This window comes from Streptococcus porcinus, from assembly GCF_901542335.1.
In the GTDB taxonomy this organism is placed as follows: Bacteria; Bacillota; Bacilli; order Lactobacillales; family Streptococcaceae; genus Streptococcus; species Streptococcus porcinus_A.
Map to the genome: position 1 here is coordinate 476,387 of NZ_LR594036.1, position 14,940 is coordinate 491,326.

A 14,940-nucleotide genomic window follows, 5' to 3' on the forward strand; every position below is an offset into this window, starting at 1 on the left:
TTAATTACCAATCTAACTTGTCCAAAAGTTATGATTAAGGTATAATTAAAAAATCAAGAAAGGATTTATTATGAATTTTTTTGCTTTAACTCCCACTGAACTTCCACGTATTAGCTTGCAATTTTATCTTTTTTGTTTGGTGTTGGTTCCTGTTCTAATTTATTTAACATTAAACTATTATCAAAAAAAGGGATTTCGATATTTTTTCCTAGCCCTCCAATTATTTCAACTCATAACTTTTTATGGTTGGTATATTCTTAAGGGCTTCCCAGCTGCTGAAGCTTTGCCTTTATATCATTGTCGTATTGGCATGTTAGCTATTTTTTTCTTTCCAAACAAAACTAAGCTTAAGCAATTGCTGATGTTATTAGGAATAGGGGGATCAATCCTTGCCTTATTTTCTCCTGATTTATATCCTTATCCTCTCACGCATGTGACTAACTTTTCATTTTATATAGGTCATTATGCCTTACTAGTCAATGCACTCGTATACCTACTTCAGTATTATGATAGGGATTTATCGTCCTCTATGTTTTCTCTCACTTTCTTAGCGACTCTCCACTTTTCATTAATGATTGTCAATATCTTAACTGGTGGTAATTATGGGTTTGTTATGGAATTGCCTCTGCTACATAGTCGTCATTTAGTAGGGAATTTTTGCTTACTAACCCTAGGTTTATGGATGTTAGCGAGACTAGTAGAATTAGTGTATGTCCGTTACTGCTTAAAAGAAGAAGCATTTGCTCCACTTGTAAAAGGATAGTCATTGCTAAAGCACTTAAAATCCGATATAATAAAGAAGTTGTCGATAATCCGGCGCTTTTTTACTTTAAAATATTGAGGAGTACCCAATGTAGCATTACTTGGAAATGATAAAATGGTTATCAACATAAATAATAAATATAGTACAATTAAAAAGAACTGTAACTAACTAAGGAAGACCTATGTCAATACAAGAAGAAATAAAAAAAAGACGAACTTTTGCTATCATTAGTCACCCAGATGCTGGTAAAACAACAATCACTGAACAATTGCTGTATTTTGGTGGTGAGATCCGTGAAGCAGGGACTGTCAAAGGAAAAAAAACTGGAACGTTTGCAAAATCGGACTGGATGGATATTGAAAAACAAAGAGGAATCTCGGTAACATCATCTGTTATGCAATTTGATTACGCAGGTAAGCGTGTTAATATTTTGGATACGCCGGGGCATGAGGATTTTTCTGAAGACACCTACAGAACCTTGATGGCAGTTGATGCGGCTGTTATGGTAGTGGATTCTGCAAAAGGTATTGAGGCACAAACTAAAAAATTGTTTGAAGTTGTGAAACATCGTGGTATCCCAGTCTTTACTTTTATCAATAAGCTTGATCGTGATGGTCGTGAGCCTCTTGAACTGTTAGAAGAATTAGAGGAGGTTCTTGGAATTGCTTCATATCCTATGAATTGGCCAATTGGTATGGGAAGAGCTTTCGAAGGCCTTTACGATCTACACAATCAACGTTTAGAACTTTATAAAGGGGAACAACGATTTGCAGACTTAGAAGAAGGGGCTAAACTTTTTGCTAACAATCCCTTCTATGAACAATCTCTTGAAGATATCGAGTTACTCCAAGAAGCTGGAAATGAATTCTCTGCGACTGCCATATTGGCTGGTGAATTAACTCCGGTTTTCTTTGGCTCAGCCTTGACAAATTTTGGTGTTCAAACTTTTCTCGATACATTCTTGGAGTTTGCTCCAGAGCCGCATGGCCATAAAACAACAGATGAAAGAGTGATTGATCCCTTAAATAAAGATTTCTCTGGTTTTGTCTTTAAGATTCAGGCCAACATGGATCCTCGTCATCGGGATCGCATTGCCTTCGTCCGTATCGTTTCAGGCGAATTTGTTAAAGGAATGGGTGTTAACTTAAGCCGGACTGGTAAAAGTGTAAAATTGTCCAATGTTACCCAATTTATGGCTGAGTCGCGAGAAAATGTGCAAAATGCTGTTGCTGGTGATATTATTGGTGTCTATGATACAGGAACTTATCAAGTGGGTGATACTTTAACAGTCGGCAAAAACAAATTTGAATTTGAGCCTTTACCAACCTTTACACCAGAAATCTTTATGAAGGTTTCTGCTAAAAATGTCATGAAACAAAAATCATTTCATAAAGGGATGGAGCAATTGGTGCAAGAGGGGGCTATTCAACTCTACAAAAATTATCAGACGGGTGACTACATGCTTGGTGCTGTTGGTCAACTCCAATTTGAAGTTTTTAAACACCGAATGGAAGGTGAATATAATGCAGAGGTGATTATGACTCCTATGGGCAAGAAAACCGTTCGTTGGATTAAGGAAGAAGATTTGGATCAACGAATGTCCTCAAGTCGTAATATTTTGGCTAAGGACCGTTTTGATCAACCTGTTTTCTTATTTGAAAATGATTTTGCTCTCCGTTGGTTTGCGGATAAATACCCAGATGTCCAACTAGAAGAAAAAATGTAATATTCTTACAAAAGCTAAACTGTACTGTTTAGCTTTTTTTATATATATTTTACACCTAGATAACATATATTTTATTAATGTTACAAAAATGTTGCAAATTGAAATTTAAGTGATATAATCTAATTATAATAAATAAAAAATATTTTTTGGAGTCGTATTATGAAAAAAGGTTCATTATTCCCTTATCAGCACTTATTTTGATTTTACTAACCTTCATAACGGTAAAATCGCTTATTTTTAAACCTCAAGAGCAAACAACTAAAAAAGAAATTAGTCAGACACGAGTTAAAAAAGTTGAAACAAAAAAAGAAATATTGAATCCTAGTCAGGAAAATAGCAGTCATACGGGAGACCTCAATAGTAGTAGTCAAAAAGGAAGCCAACCTGAGCAAAGTAGTAGCCAAGAGAATCCTGCTCATACTTTTGACTCTCAGACTGATCAAATTAATACGGCTCATGCCCTTGTTACCAGATTAGATAACCGTGATTTTTCAGCAATAGCGGGAACTTGGAAAAATGCTTTAGGAGAAGTTCTGATTATTGAAGCAGATGGTAGTTTTACGCTTGACTACAAAAAAGCTGATGGTAGTCTGGCTAGGGGATATGATAAAATTGGGACGGGTTCTATTAAAGATGGCTGTTATTTAGCTAATATTACTGGAGCTGGATTTATAGTAACACCAGCTAGCGTCAAAAATATCCATATTGGTACAGTATATAACCAAGATTCTATTGCTATAGGGCAATCTGTCCATGCAGATGAACACCCATTTTATAGACAATAATCAAGGAATGTCATTATAATATTCGTAATATATCATTCTTCAGGAGGAAGACGAAAATGACAAAGAAATTTGTGGTTAGTGTTTTAGTTGTGTTATTGGCTTGTTCAAGTATTCTTTATCTCGGGCAATATAAAGAGACGGGTAAAGAGTATTTTCCAAATAGGGTAACTTCTCTTAAACAAAAAAAGCTGTTGCTAATAAAAATACAAGTAACCTTTCCAAACTGTCAAAGAAAACCGACGACAAGAAAATGAAGACCGTAGATGTCCTAAATAATAAGACTGAGCTTGATAAAGGACAAAGTCAAGAAGCCCAAAACCAGCAAGCTGTGTTGCCTCCTAGGGATAAAACTAGTTCAAGTTCAGAAATTCCAGTGACAGGTGTGACTAAAGAGGTTAACCAACCTAATATTCTAAATGATAAAGAAAATAGCGCTCAAGTAAGCAAGGCAAGTCAATCCTCAGAAGAAATGACACCAACACTAGATAGCTCTGCTTTGGCTCCCATGCCAGCTGCTAGCATTGGAACTTGGGCTATTCAACTTAAGTCTGATTTTTTTGTGACGATTACTATTAGTGAGGATGGTACAGTCACTCGCGTAGATCAATCACTGAAGTCAAGTTCTGATGTCCAATCCAAAACGGTTCATTTTAAGGGCGTTTATGATAGAGGAAATGGGAATTATCAATTAGTAGGAAATTATGGTGCAGATCAAGCTATTATGATTCTTGGAGGTATTGGTGGTTACAATATCAAGTACGTTTTTGGCATGCATGTTGAGGGGAATAGTCTAACACCGATCCTATGGCAGACCGGGATTGATTCAGAATTTGATTATAATTACCCGCTGACTGGTCCAACACTTATCAAACAATAAAAATAAGGTTTCCAAGGAAGTCTAGACTGAAGAAAAAATCCTGTCTGTTACTTGGCTAGCCCGAATGGATGTCTAACAGATAGGTAATTAACCATTCGAGGGAGATAAAGGAGTTTTATAGTATCCGTCAACCTTCTTTTAGTTTATATTTCCAAACTTAAGCAGAAATTGTTTCGTGAATAGTTTCTATACACTAAAAATCTCAGAAGGTCAAAAACCTAGTGTTTTTGGCTTTTTTACTAGGTCTAAAGGATTTGGACAACTCGTATTACTCGTTAGTTTTGCCTAAAAACAGTGTAAAGAGTTAGACTATTATATGATAGATTTAAATAGTAATTAAAAAAGATTACTTAGCCCTTATTTCACTATTATTTTTTATAAAAACCTTTTCATAACTTCTTTCCTATCTTTTTAGATTTAATTATGTTACACTAGTCTAGTTGTTAATTGAACGACAGAACTATAAAGGCTTATAAGGCAGCTTCGCACTGCTTTTTTAGAAAAGAGAAACATTTGAAATTTACAGAATTAAACTTATCTGAAGACATCCAATCAGCTGTTGTAACAGCAGGTTTTGAAAAAGCATCTCCTATCCAAGAGATGACTATTCCATTAGCTTTAGAAGGAAAAGATGTCATTGGTCAAGCACAAACAGGAACTGGTAAAACAGCTGCTTTTGGTCTTCCAACCTTGAATAAGATCCGTACGGATGAAAATATCATCCAAGCACTTGTTATTGCTCCAACGCGTGAACTTGCTGTGCAAAGTCAGGAAGAACTTTTCCGTTTTGGTCGTGATAAAGGCGTTAAAGTTCGCTCCGTCTACGGTGGTGCAAGTATTGATAAACAAATTAAAGCCCTTAAATCAGGAGCTCATATTGTTGTTGGTACACCAGGTCGTTTACTTGACTTAATTAAACGTAAAGCATTAAAACTTGACCATGTTGAGACGCTTATTTTGGATGAAGCTGATGAAATGCTTAATATGGGATTCTTAGAAGATATTGAAGCTATTATTAGCCGTGTCCCTGAGGAACGCCAAACCTTGCTATTTTCAGCAACTATGCCAGCACCTATTAAACAAATTGGTGTTAAGTTTATGAAAAATCCAGAGCACGTTCAAATTAAAAATAAAGAACTTACAAATGTGAATGTTGAACAATATTATGTTCGCGTGAAAGAACAAGAAAAATTTGATACCATGACACGGTTGATGGACGTTGACCAACCAGAATTATCAATTGTTTTTGGCCGGACAAAGCGTCGCGTCGATGAAATTACTCGTGGTTTGAAATTACGAGGTTTCCGTGCTGAAGGTATCCATGGTGACCTTGATCAGAATAAACGTTTACGCGTTATCCGTGATTTTAAGGGAGATCAGGTTGATATCTTAGTAGCAACAGACGTTGCTGCGCGTGGTCTTGACATTTCAAACGTAACCCATGTGTATAACTACGATATTACACAAGATCCGGAGTCTTATGTTCACCGTATCGGTCGTACAGGCCGTGCTGGTAAATCCGGAGAATCAATCACTTTTGTTTCACCAAATGAAATGGGTTACTTAAGCATGATTGAAAACTTGACTAAGAAACAAATGAAACCACTGAAGCCAGCAACGGCTGAAGAAGCTTTTCAAGCAAAGAAAAAAGTGGCACTTAAAAAGATTGAACGTGATTTTGCAGATGAAGCAATTCGTTCAAATTTTGAAAAGTTTAAAGGTGACGCTATCCAATTAGCCTCTGAATTTACACCTGAAGAGTTAGCACTTTATATTTTGAGTTTAACTGTTCAAGACCCAGCGGATCAACCAGAAGTTGAAATTGCACGTGAAAAACCACTTCCATTCAAATATGTTGGTGGTGGCCACGGAGGTGGTAAAAAATCTTCCAAAGGTGGTCGAGGTAGAGGTAGCCGTGATGGTGAACGCCGTGGTGGTTATCGTGGGAAACGTGATGACCGTCGTGGCGGAGAAAGACGTGATGACCGTCGCAAAGACAAACGTGATGAGAATGGCGGAAGTCGTGACTTTAAGCGTAAGTCAAAACGTCAGGCAAAAGAATTCTTTAACAAAGATAAAAAGTCTGCAGGTAAGGATTCCGGATTCGTCATCCGCCATAAAGGTGAATAATTGAATGAGAGCTGAACGCGTTTTCAGCTTTCTTTTTTATTTGTCTTTCATATCTTTTTATTTCATAATTTGTTATAATGAGTTCAACCATTTTTGGTATTTTTAATGAATATTAGGAGGACGATTGGATGTCTAATGCCAATCACCCAGCTTTTGATAAAGCTACAAAAGCTGGATTTATTATTGCACTTGGAATTGTCTATGGTGATATTGGAACTAGCCCCCTCTATACCATGCAATCCTTAGTTGAGAATCAAGATGGTTTATCGCAAATATCTGAACAGTTTATCTTAGGTTCAGTTTCATTAATTTTTTGGACTTTAACCCTAATCACTACTGTTAAATATGTTTGGATAGCCTTAAAGGCAGATAATCATCATGAGGGCGGTATTTTTTCTCTCTATACTTTGGTTAGAAGAATGTCGAAGTGGCTCATTGTTCCAGCCATGATTGGTGGAGCAACTCTGTTATCAGATGGTGCCTTGACTCCTGCAGTAACAGTTACTTCAGCGATTGAAGGCTTGAAAGCTGTGCCTGGTATTGACCATATCTATGCCAATCAAACAAATGTTATTATTACTACTTTGTTGATTCTACTAACACTGTTCAGTATTCAAAGATTTGGAACAAGTATGATTGGTAAACTATTTGGTCCGGTTATGTTTATTTGGTTTAGCTTTCTTGGCTTGACCGGAATAATGAACAGCCTTGGTCATTTGGAAATCTTTAAAGCCATCAATCCCTACTATGCTATCCACTTATTATTGAGCCCGGAAAATCACCGTGGCATTTTTATCTTAGGTTCTATTTTCCTTGCAACTACCGGTGCCGAAGCCCTTTATTCAGATTTGGGCCATGTTGGTCGTGGTAATATTTATGTTAGTTGGCCATTTGTTAAGGTTTGTATACTCTTATCCTATTGTGGTCAAGGAGCTTGGATTTTGGCTAATAAAAATAGTGGAATAGAGTTAAATCCATTCTTTGCTAGTGTTCCCGAAGCTTTTCGCGTTTATGCTGTTATTTTGGCAACGCTAGCTGCTATTATTGCCTCGCAAGCTTTAATAACAGGTTCATTTACCTTGGTAGCAGAAGCCATGCGCTTGAAAATTTTTCCGCTCTTTAGAGTTACCTATCCGGGTGAAAACTTGGGTCAACTTTATATCCCTGTAATTAACTGGGTTTTGTTTCTCATTACGTCAAGTACAGTTTTATATTTTAGAAATTCCGCTCATATGGAATCAGCCTATGGTCTGGCCATTACAATTACGATGTTAATGACTACGATTCTGCTCAATTACTATCTTATCAAGCGCGGAATGAAATCAGTTCTTGCTCACTTAGTGATGTCATTTTTTGCAGTTATTGAATTTATCTTCTTTTGGGCTTCAGCCGTTAAGTTTTTCCATGGAGGGTATGTGGTTGTTATCATTGCGCTGACAATTGTTTCTTTAATGTTCATTTGGTATCGAGGAACTAAGATTGTATTTAAATATGTTAAGTCTCTTAATCTACTAGATTATCGTGAACAGATTAAGGCTCTTCGAGATGACACATCTATTGATTTGTATCAAACGAATGTTGTGTATTTGACAAATAGGATTAATGACAACATGATTGATAAGTCAATCCTATATTCCATCCTGGATAAGCGACCAAAGCGGGCTAAAGTATACTGGTTTGTAAATGTAAAGGTAACAGATGAACCTTACACAGCTAAGTACAAGGTTGACATGATGGGAACGGACTACATGGTTAAAGTGGAACTCTATTTAGGATTTAGAATGCCTCAGACTGTTCCGCGTTATTTAAGAACTATTGTTCAAGATTTAATGGAAAGTGGTCGTTTACCAAAACAAGTTCAGGAGTATTCAATTTCTCGTGGACGTGAAGTAGGTGATTTCCGTTTCGTTATTATTGAAGAACGTGTTTCTCAAGCTAGACAGTTAAGTGGTTTTGAACGTTTTATCATGCAAACAAAAGCAAGTATCAAACATTTCACAGCAACGCCTACTCGTTGGTTTGGTTTGCAATATTCAGAGGTAAAAATAGAGCTGGTTCCACTAATGCTCTCTGATATCTTGAAATTACCAATAAAAGAAGTGAAAGAAGTTGATCCAAAAGCTGAAACGATTTAAAAACCAGTAAAAGCATTTCAACTGACTTCAAATAGTCAACTGTTGTATTTTAAAAATGGACTTAGTTCTCTCCAATATAGAACTAAGTCCATTTAATTTTAGTTTATTTGCTAGTCTGATAAGTTTTTTTCTCAACCATTACAGTTGACAAATAACCATTTTTTGATCGACTTTATGGTATAATTACTACAATTTTAGGGATTTTGAGAATTGAAAGTTTATATTAGCTCTCTTTCTTTAAACAAGTTTGATGTTCTTTTATATAAATTAATTTTTCTTGGCGGCTTTTTCGTTTTTTGAAAAGTGCCTCTGCACTCATAGCCTCTTGTTTGCTTGCAAAAGATTCAGTATATAGTAGTTTAACTGGCAAGCGAGAACGCGTGTATTTAGCTCCCTTCCCTTCATTATGGGTTTTTATCCTTCTGTCGATGTCAGTTGTATATCCTGTATAAAGTGTCTTGTCAGCACATTCTAAAACATACATATAAGCTTTCTTATTTATCATGAGTAATTGCCTTTTTTGTGAGAATGAAGAGCATCTGCAATGCAAGTATTAACAAATAAAAAGTCCCCCAAACAAGTTCTGTAAACAGACGGGAATGAGTAGTTTGTATTGCGCCAGTTCCATCAGTTTCTCGGGTCCATAAAAAGAATGCAACAATAAGAAATAAAGCAAAAAGTATGAGATTAAAGATCAATAAGGTCTTTTTCATATATAAAAGCGTTCTTCTGTTGTTACTTTGTACCAAAATAAAGAGTATTGATATCGTCTGTGTAATCGCCATTTTCTTTGTGAACAATGAGTGGTGGCAAGATTTTCATTCCTTCAATGGAGCCATCCTTGATAGCTTCGATTAATAGCATATTGGCTTCTTTACTAGCTTTGGGATATACGAATTGAACTCGTTTGGGAGCTAGGCCATATTTTTGTAAAGAATTCATTATTTCAATAAAACGATCTGGTCGATGGACTATTGCTAAACGTCCGTTAGATTTTAAAGCATGCCGACTAATACTACAGATTTCTTCTAAATTTGTAGTGATTTCATGGCGAGCCAAGAGATAATGTTTAGAGATATTTTTCTTTGAACTTTTAGTTGATTTAAAGTAAGGTGGGTTACAGAGGATAAGGTCAACTCCTGATCTTGGAACGTGATTTAATAGATTATTTAAATCATCACAGATTATAGAAACTTGTTTTTCTAACTGATTGAGTTTAATAGATCGTTCGGCCATTTCTGCCAACCGTTCTTGAATTTCAATTTCCACAATTTGGGCGTTAGTATTGCGACTAGCAAAAAGGCCAACAGCACCGTTACCAGAGCACAAATCAACAATTAGCCCTCTAGAAGGTAGCCTTGGAAATCGTGATAGTAGAACGCTATCAATTGAATAAGAAAAAACATCCTTATTTTGAATAATTTTAACATCGTTTGAGAATAATTGATCAACGCGTTCCCCAGTTTTTAAAAGTTCTTCTGTCATAAAAATATTATAACAGAAAAGTACCTGTTGAGAAATAACTACTTATTAACAGCACAAGGAGTCAAGTGGCTATTTTGACATAGAATTTGACAAAGATGGTATTCGTGATACAATAAATGAAGTTAAAATGATTGAAGGAGAATAGGGTGTTTTACGCATATTTACGTGGGCTTGTTGTCTTTATTTTATGGGCTGTTAATGGTAATTCACATTACCATAATGAAAAAAATATTTTGCCAGCTGATGAAAATTATATTTTAGTGGCTCCTCACCGAACTTTTTGGGATCCGGTTTATATGGCGTTTGCTGCGAGACCAAAACAATTTGTATTTATGGCGAAAAAGGAATTATTTGCTAATCGAATTTTTGCATGGTGGATAAAAATGTGTGGGGCTTTTCCAATTGATCGGGATAAACCGTCACCTGATGCTATCCGTTATCCTGTAAATGTTTTAAAAAAGAAAAATCGTTCCTTGGTTATGTTTCCTAGTGGAAGCCGTCATTCAAAAGATGTAAAAGGAGGCGTTGCTGTTATCGCCAAGATGGCCAAGGTTAAAATTCTGCCAGCTGCTTATGCTGGACCAATGACGCTAAAAGGACTTATTCTAGGTGACCGCGTCGATATGAATTTTGGTCATCCTATTGATATCTCAGATATAAAACGGATGAATGACGAAGGGATTAAAGAAGTTGCCAGTCGTATCCAAGCAGAGTTTGATCGGATTGATGAAGAAAATGCCCAGTTTCAACCTGGAAAAAGACGCAATCCTTTAACTTATATTTATCGCTTTCCGTTAGTTTTGATTGCGATAGTTATCTTACTATTAACGCTATTATTTTCTCTGCTAGCTAGTTTTGTTTGGGATCCGGATAAACATACTTATTAAAATATCTTTCGGGATATTTTTTTTATGTTTTTCATCATATTTCCGAATAAATAATTGAGGTGATATGAATGATTAAACACTTGATATCTTGTAAAGACAAAATGTGCTATTTTATATCGAAAATACAATTACTGACAATACTGCTATTTATTGGAGTTTTTTTCTTACTTATTATTCTCCTAGTTGGTAGAAAAGAGGTACCTGACAATACTGCTTCCACTGTAAAACTTGAGACAATCCAAGAAAGTCAAGAAACAAAAGCTAGTGCTAGAGAAATAGCATCAGCTCAAGAACAAGCTAATAAAGAAATTGTCGTTGATATCAAAGGAGCAGTCAAGCAAGAAGGCGTCTATCGTCTTAATAAGGAAAGTCGTGTGACGGATCTTATTAAAAAGGCGGGTGGGCTTACGGAATCTGCAGATAGGAGAGCTGTTAATTTAGCTCAAAAATTAAGTGACGGTAGCGTAGTGTATATTGCAAAAGTTGGGGAAAATAGATCAGTTATTCCTAACGAAGAAAACGGTAGTGATTCTAGTACGATAGAGAAAGAGAAACTTGATTTAAAAATTAATATCAATGTCGCAAAACTTGAAGATTTAACAAAGATTCCGGGAATAGGAGAGAAAAGAGCCAAGGAAATTATTGATGTTCGAGATAGTCAGGGAGGGTTTAAGAAATTAGAAGATCTCTTAAAGATTTCTGGAATTGGGCAAAAGACATTAGAAAAACTCAAAGATGATATTAGCATTGATTAGACAGATGCCTATGCCTTTAATTCAGATTGTCTACCTTGTTATCTTTTCTTATTACACAGTTCGTTTTCCCAGCATTCCTCTTATAATTGTAGATATTTTAATAATCTCTTTAGTTATCAAACATTACAAAAAAAGAATTATTCCTTGGTTGATATGTCTTTCAGTCTCAACAATGTCTCTATTTAGCTATTGGCAATGGCATGAAAATAAAGTTTATAATCAACAGCCGAAGAAGATTAGTCAAGTCAGACTTATTCCAGATACAGTTGCCATTAATGGAGACTCTTTAACCTTCACTGGAGAGCATAAACATAGTAGGTATAAGCTTTTCTATAAATTGAAGAGCGAAAGGGAATTAATGTTTTTTAGGGAAAACAGAGACTATTTAAACATTGTTTCTGAGATACCTTTGGAAGAAGCTGAGGGTATTCGTAATTTTTCAGGATTTGATTATCGAGCATTTCTAAAATATCAAGGGATACACCGTATAGGGCATATAAAAGGGTTAAATCAGTTATCAAAAAGCCCGACTAGGAACTTAGTCGAAATTGTGCGAACTTGGCGACGCCAGGCTATCATAATCTGTCAAAAAGAATTTCCCAAACCAATGTCTGATTACATGACAGGACTTTTATTTGGCTATTTGGATAAATCTTTCGGTGAAATGACCCGGATTTATAGTCAACTAGGGATTATACATCTATTTGCCTTATCGGGAATGCAAGTTGCTTTTTTCCTTAACTATTTTCGTAAACTATTGATACTTTTAGGTATTCCTAGAGATTACTTTCCTTATTTAGATATTTTGTTTTCTTTATTTTATGCCTTTATCACTGGATTTAGCATTTCTGTTTTACGGAGTTTGTGGCAAAGTAATTTAAGGAATTTTGGTTTTAAGGGACTTGACAATATTGCTTTAGCGTTCTTACTGATGTTTATTTGTGATCATCAGTTTCTACTGAGTATTGGAGGCGTTCTATCATTTGCCTATGCTTTTTTTATTACAGTACTTCGCTTTGAAAATTTTGAAGGGATTAGAAGGAGGGTTTATGAAACTTTCGCTTTAAATCTTTGTCTTCTCCCGTTTTTAATTAGCTATTTTTCACAATATAATGTAATGGCTATTTTATTGACTATTCTTTTTTCTTTTCTATTTGATAATGTAATTCTCCCAATCTTGTGCGTAACCTTTCTTTTATCTCCATTGATAAAATTCAGTATCTTTAATAGTTTGTTTTTGCTTATGGAAAAATTAGTTCATCTTATTGGAAGATATACTAGTAAACCAATAACTTTAGGAAATCCAAATGTAATCCAATTTTTCCTACTTATCATAGTTCTTGCTTTTTTTGTCAATCAACTCTCAAAAAAGAAAGCTGTTTTCTTACCAGCTTGTGTCATTGTTTTTCTCTTTCTGAGTGTGAGAACACCGTTCCTTAATGAAATTACCGTTGTAGATGTTGGACAAGGAGATAGTATTTTAATTAGAGATATGAATAACAAAACTCTTTTGATTGATGTCGGTGGCGTACACTATTTTGATGGGAGAGAAACCTGGCAAAAAAAGTATAGACAATCTAATGCTGATAAAACCCTTATTCCCTATCTTAAGTCAAGGGGGATTACAAAAATTGATTATCTATTACTAACTCATACTGACAATGATCATGTAGGAGATATGGAGGAAGTTGCCAAAAACTTTGAAGTTAAGGAGATTTTAACTAGTCAGGGAAGTATGAAAAATATTAGTTTTGTGAATAGGCTTAAAGCTATGAAAATTAAAACAAAGCTGGTTAAGGCCGGTGACCGACTTTCTATAATGGGGAGTCACTTACAGGTTCTTTATCCATGGTCGATAGGAGATGGTAAAAATAATGACTCTTTAATTTTATATGGTCGTTTATTAGGAAAAAACTTTCTTTTTACAGGTGATATTGAAGCAGAAGGTGAAAAAACGTTACTTGAAAAATACCCAGACTTAAAAGTAGATATCTTGAAAGTGGGGCATCATGGATCCAAAGGATCCTCTACAGAAGATTTTCTAAATACAATATCAACGAAGGTTGCTTTGATTTCTGCTGGTAACAATAATGCTTTTAAGCATCCAAGCCCCGAAACTTTAGAACGGTTTAAAGAGCGACATGTCAAGGTTTATCGGACGGATCAACAAGGAGCCATACGATTTACTGGACGTAGTCAGTGGGAAATTGAGACTTGTCGCTAATAGAGTGATTTTTATATAGTAGAAATCTAAGAGCTTTTCTTCAATTTTAAAGATAAGATGGTATAATAGGTACATGATTGCAATCGAAAAAGTAAAGAAATTGTCAAAAGATAAACTAGGTCTTATAACCTTAGTTACAGGTGATGATTTAGGGCAATTCAGCCAGATTAAAGAGGAAGTTCTGAAAGCAATTGCTTATAATAAAGAGGACTTAGCCTACTCCTATTTTGATTTATCAGAAGGAGGATATTCTGAAGCAGAAATGGATTTACTAAGTCTTCCTTTTTTCGCTGATTCCAAAGTTGTCATCTTTGATCATTTCGTTGATATTACGACACAAAAAAAGAATCACCTGAAAGAAGATGAGCTTAAATCTTTCGAAAGTTATTTGGAGAAACCTCTAGGAACGACAAAGTTAATTATCTTTGCGCCTGGGAAGCTGGATGGAAAGAGACGTATCGTTAAGTTATTAAAGCGTGATGCGGAGGTTATTGAAGCGCTTCCTTTAAAAGAAGTAGAACTAAAGCAATATTTTCAGTCAAGGGGAAAAGAAATTGGGTTGATATTTGATAGTGGTGTTTTTGATAAGCTTCTTTTAAAATCCAATGGAGACTTTAGCGAGATAGCAAAAAATTTATTGTTTTTAAAAACATATAAGGGACAAGGTAATATCTCTTTAGAAGATGTCGATGAGGCAATTCCAAAAACACTTAATGATAATATTTTTGATTTATCGCGTTTTATTTTACAAGGAAGTAGTGATCAAGTAGCTGAATTGGTCCATGATCTCAGACTAGCTGGTGAAGATGAAATTAAATTGATTGCTATTTTGTTAGGACAATTTCGGCTATATTTACAAATTAAGTTGTTACTACAAGATAGTAAGAATGAGCAACAAATAGTCTTGGCTCTTTCTGATTTGATGGCACGGAGAGTTAACCCCTACCAAGTAAAATTCGCTATTCGTGATTCACAAAATTTAAGTATTGCTTATTTAGAAAAAATAGTGAAAGTATTGATTGAAACTGACTATCAAATTAAAAAAGGGGTCAATGATAAAACCTATTTATTTGATTTAGCCATCCTAAAATTGATGATTGGTTGAGGTCTAATTGGGAACTTATTCTAGTAGTCATACCTTATTTAGAATTAATCAAAATAGTTGAAAGCTCT

14 protein-coding genes are annotated in these 14,940 nt (G+C 35.2%); 11 read left to right on the forward strand and 3 right to left on the reverse strand.

Annotation, left to right across the window (positions count from 1 at the left end; all coding sequences use genetic code 11):
- Positions 1 to 70: 70 nt before the first annotated feature.
- The 7 genes from FGK96_RS02400 (at position 71) to FGK96_RS02430 (ending at position 8,416) form a co-directional block, all read left to right on the forward strand.
- Positions 71 to 763, forward strand: a complete 693-nt coding sequence (locus FGK96_RS02400) for a TIGR02206 family membrane protein (protein WP_138081009.1) — start codon at positions 71 to 73, stop codon at positions 761 to 763.
- Positions 764 to 944: 181 nt separating this feature from the next.
- Complete coding sequence (locus tag FGK96_RS02405) at positions 945 to 2,489, forward strand: peptide chain release factor 3 (protein WP_138081011.1); 1,545 nt, start codon at positions 945 to 947, stop codon at positions 2,487 to 2,489.
- A gap of 146 nt (positions 2,490 to 2,635) precedes the next feature.
- Positions 2,636 to 3,274 (forward strand): DUF6287 domain-containing protein, encoded by a 639-nt coding sequence (locus tag FGK96_RS02410; protein ID WP_138081013.1) that lies wholly within the window; start codon positions 2,636 to 2,638, stop codon positions 3,272 to 3,274.
- Positions 3,275 to 3,330: 56 nt separating this feature from the next.
- On the forward strand, positions 3,331 to 3,528 hold the full coding sequence (locus tag FGK96_RS02415; protein WP_138081015.1) for a hypothetical protein: 198 nt from the start codon (positions 3,331 to 3,333) through the stop codon (positions 3,526 to 3,528).
- Positions 3,525 to 4,151, forward strand: coding sequence for a hypothetical protein (locus FGK96_RS02420; protein WP_138081017.1), 627 nt, complete (start codon positions 3,525 to 3,527; stop codon positions 4,149 to 4,151). Before FGK96_RS02415 ends, FGK96_RS02420 begins: the two co-directional genes overlap by 4 nt.
- Before the next feature lie 513 nt (positions 4,152 to 4,664).
- Positions 4,665 to 6,281: a DEAD/DEAH box helicase gene (locus FGK96_RS02425; protein WP_138081019.1), complete on the forward strand. Its 1,617-nt coding sequence runs from the start codon at positions 4,665 to 4,667 to the stop codon at positions 6,279 to 6,281.
- Positions 6,282 to 6,409: 128 nt separating this feature from the next.
- Entirely contained in the window at positions 6,410 to 8,416 is a 2,007-nt protein-coding gene (locus FGK96_RS02430; RefSeq protein WP_138081021.1) for a potassium transporter Kup, read from the forward strand.
- 223 nt (positions 8,417 to 8,639) lie between these two features.
- Here the strand turns inward: FGK96_RS02430 and FGK96_RS02435 are convergent, their stop codons facing one another.
- Genes FGK96_RS02435 through FGK96_RS02445 form a run of 3 tightly spaced genes read right to left on the reverse strand, consistent with a single transcriptional unit; the run spans position 8,640 to position 9,901 of the window.
- Positions 8,640 to 8,921, reverse strand: a complete 282-nt coding sequence (locus tag FGK96_RS02435; protein ID WP_172601582.1) for a GIY-YIG nuclease family protein — start codon at positions 8,919 to 8,921, stop codon at positions 8,640 to 8,642.
- On the reverse strand, positions 8,911 to 9,201 hold the full coding sequence (locus FGK96_RS10685; protein WP_138081023.1) for a DUF3923 family protein: 291 nt from the start codon (positions 9,199 to 9,201) through the stop codon (positions 8,911 to 8,913). Before FGK96_RS10685 ends, FGK96_RS02435 begins: the two co-directional genes overlap by 11 nt.
- Complete coding sequence (locus FGK96_RS02445; RefSeq protein WP_138081025.1) at positions 9,152 to 9,901, reverse strand: tRNA1(Val) (adenine(37)-N6)-methyltransferase; 750 nt, start codon at positions 9,899 to 9,901, stop codon at positions 9,152 to 9,154. Before FGK96_RS02445 ends, FGK96_RS10685 begins: the two co-directional genes overlap by 50 nt.
- A gap of 146 nt (positions 9,902 to 10,047) precedes the next feature.
- On the opposite strand from FGK96_RS02445, the gene FGK96_RS02450 reads away from it, so the two are divergent.
- The 4 genes from FGK96_RS02450 (at position 10,048) to holA (ending at position 14,872) form a co-directional block, all read left to right on the forward strand.
- Positions 10,048 to 10,788 carry a lysophospholipid acyltransferase family protein gene (locus tag FGK96_RS02450; protein WP_138081027.1) on the forward strand — a complete coding sequence of 247 codons (741 nt, stop codon included), beginning with the start codon at positions 10,048 to 10,050 and terminating at the stop codon, positions 10,786 to 10,788.
- A 68-nt stretch (positions 10,789 to 10,856) separates the two neighbouring features.
- Positions 10,857 to 11,543, forward strand: coding sequence for a helix-hairpin-helix domain-containing protein (locus tag FGK96_RS02455; RefSeq protein ID WP_138081029.1), 687 nt, complete (start codon positions 10,857 to 10,859; stop codon positions 11,541 to 11,543).
- On the forward strand, positions 11,524 to 13,767 hold the full coding sequence (locus FGK96_RS02460) for a DNA internalization-related competence protein ComEC/Rec2 (protein WP_420031100.1): 2,244 nt from the start codon (positions 11,524 to 11,526) through the stop codon (positions 13,765 to 13,767). Before FGK96_RS02455 ends, FGK96_RS02460 begins: the two co-directional genes overlap by 20 nt.
- A 73-nt stretch (positions 13,768 to 13,840) precedes the next feature.
- Positions 13,841 to 14,872 carry a DNA polymerase III subunit delta gene (gene holA, locus FGK96_RS02465; protein ID WP_138081031.1) on the forward strand — a complete coding sequence of 344 codons (1,032 nt, stop codon included), beginning with the start codon at positions 13,841 to 13,843 and terminating at the stop codon, positions 14,870 to 14,872.
- Positions 14,873 to 14,940: the final 68 nt, after the last annotated feature.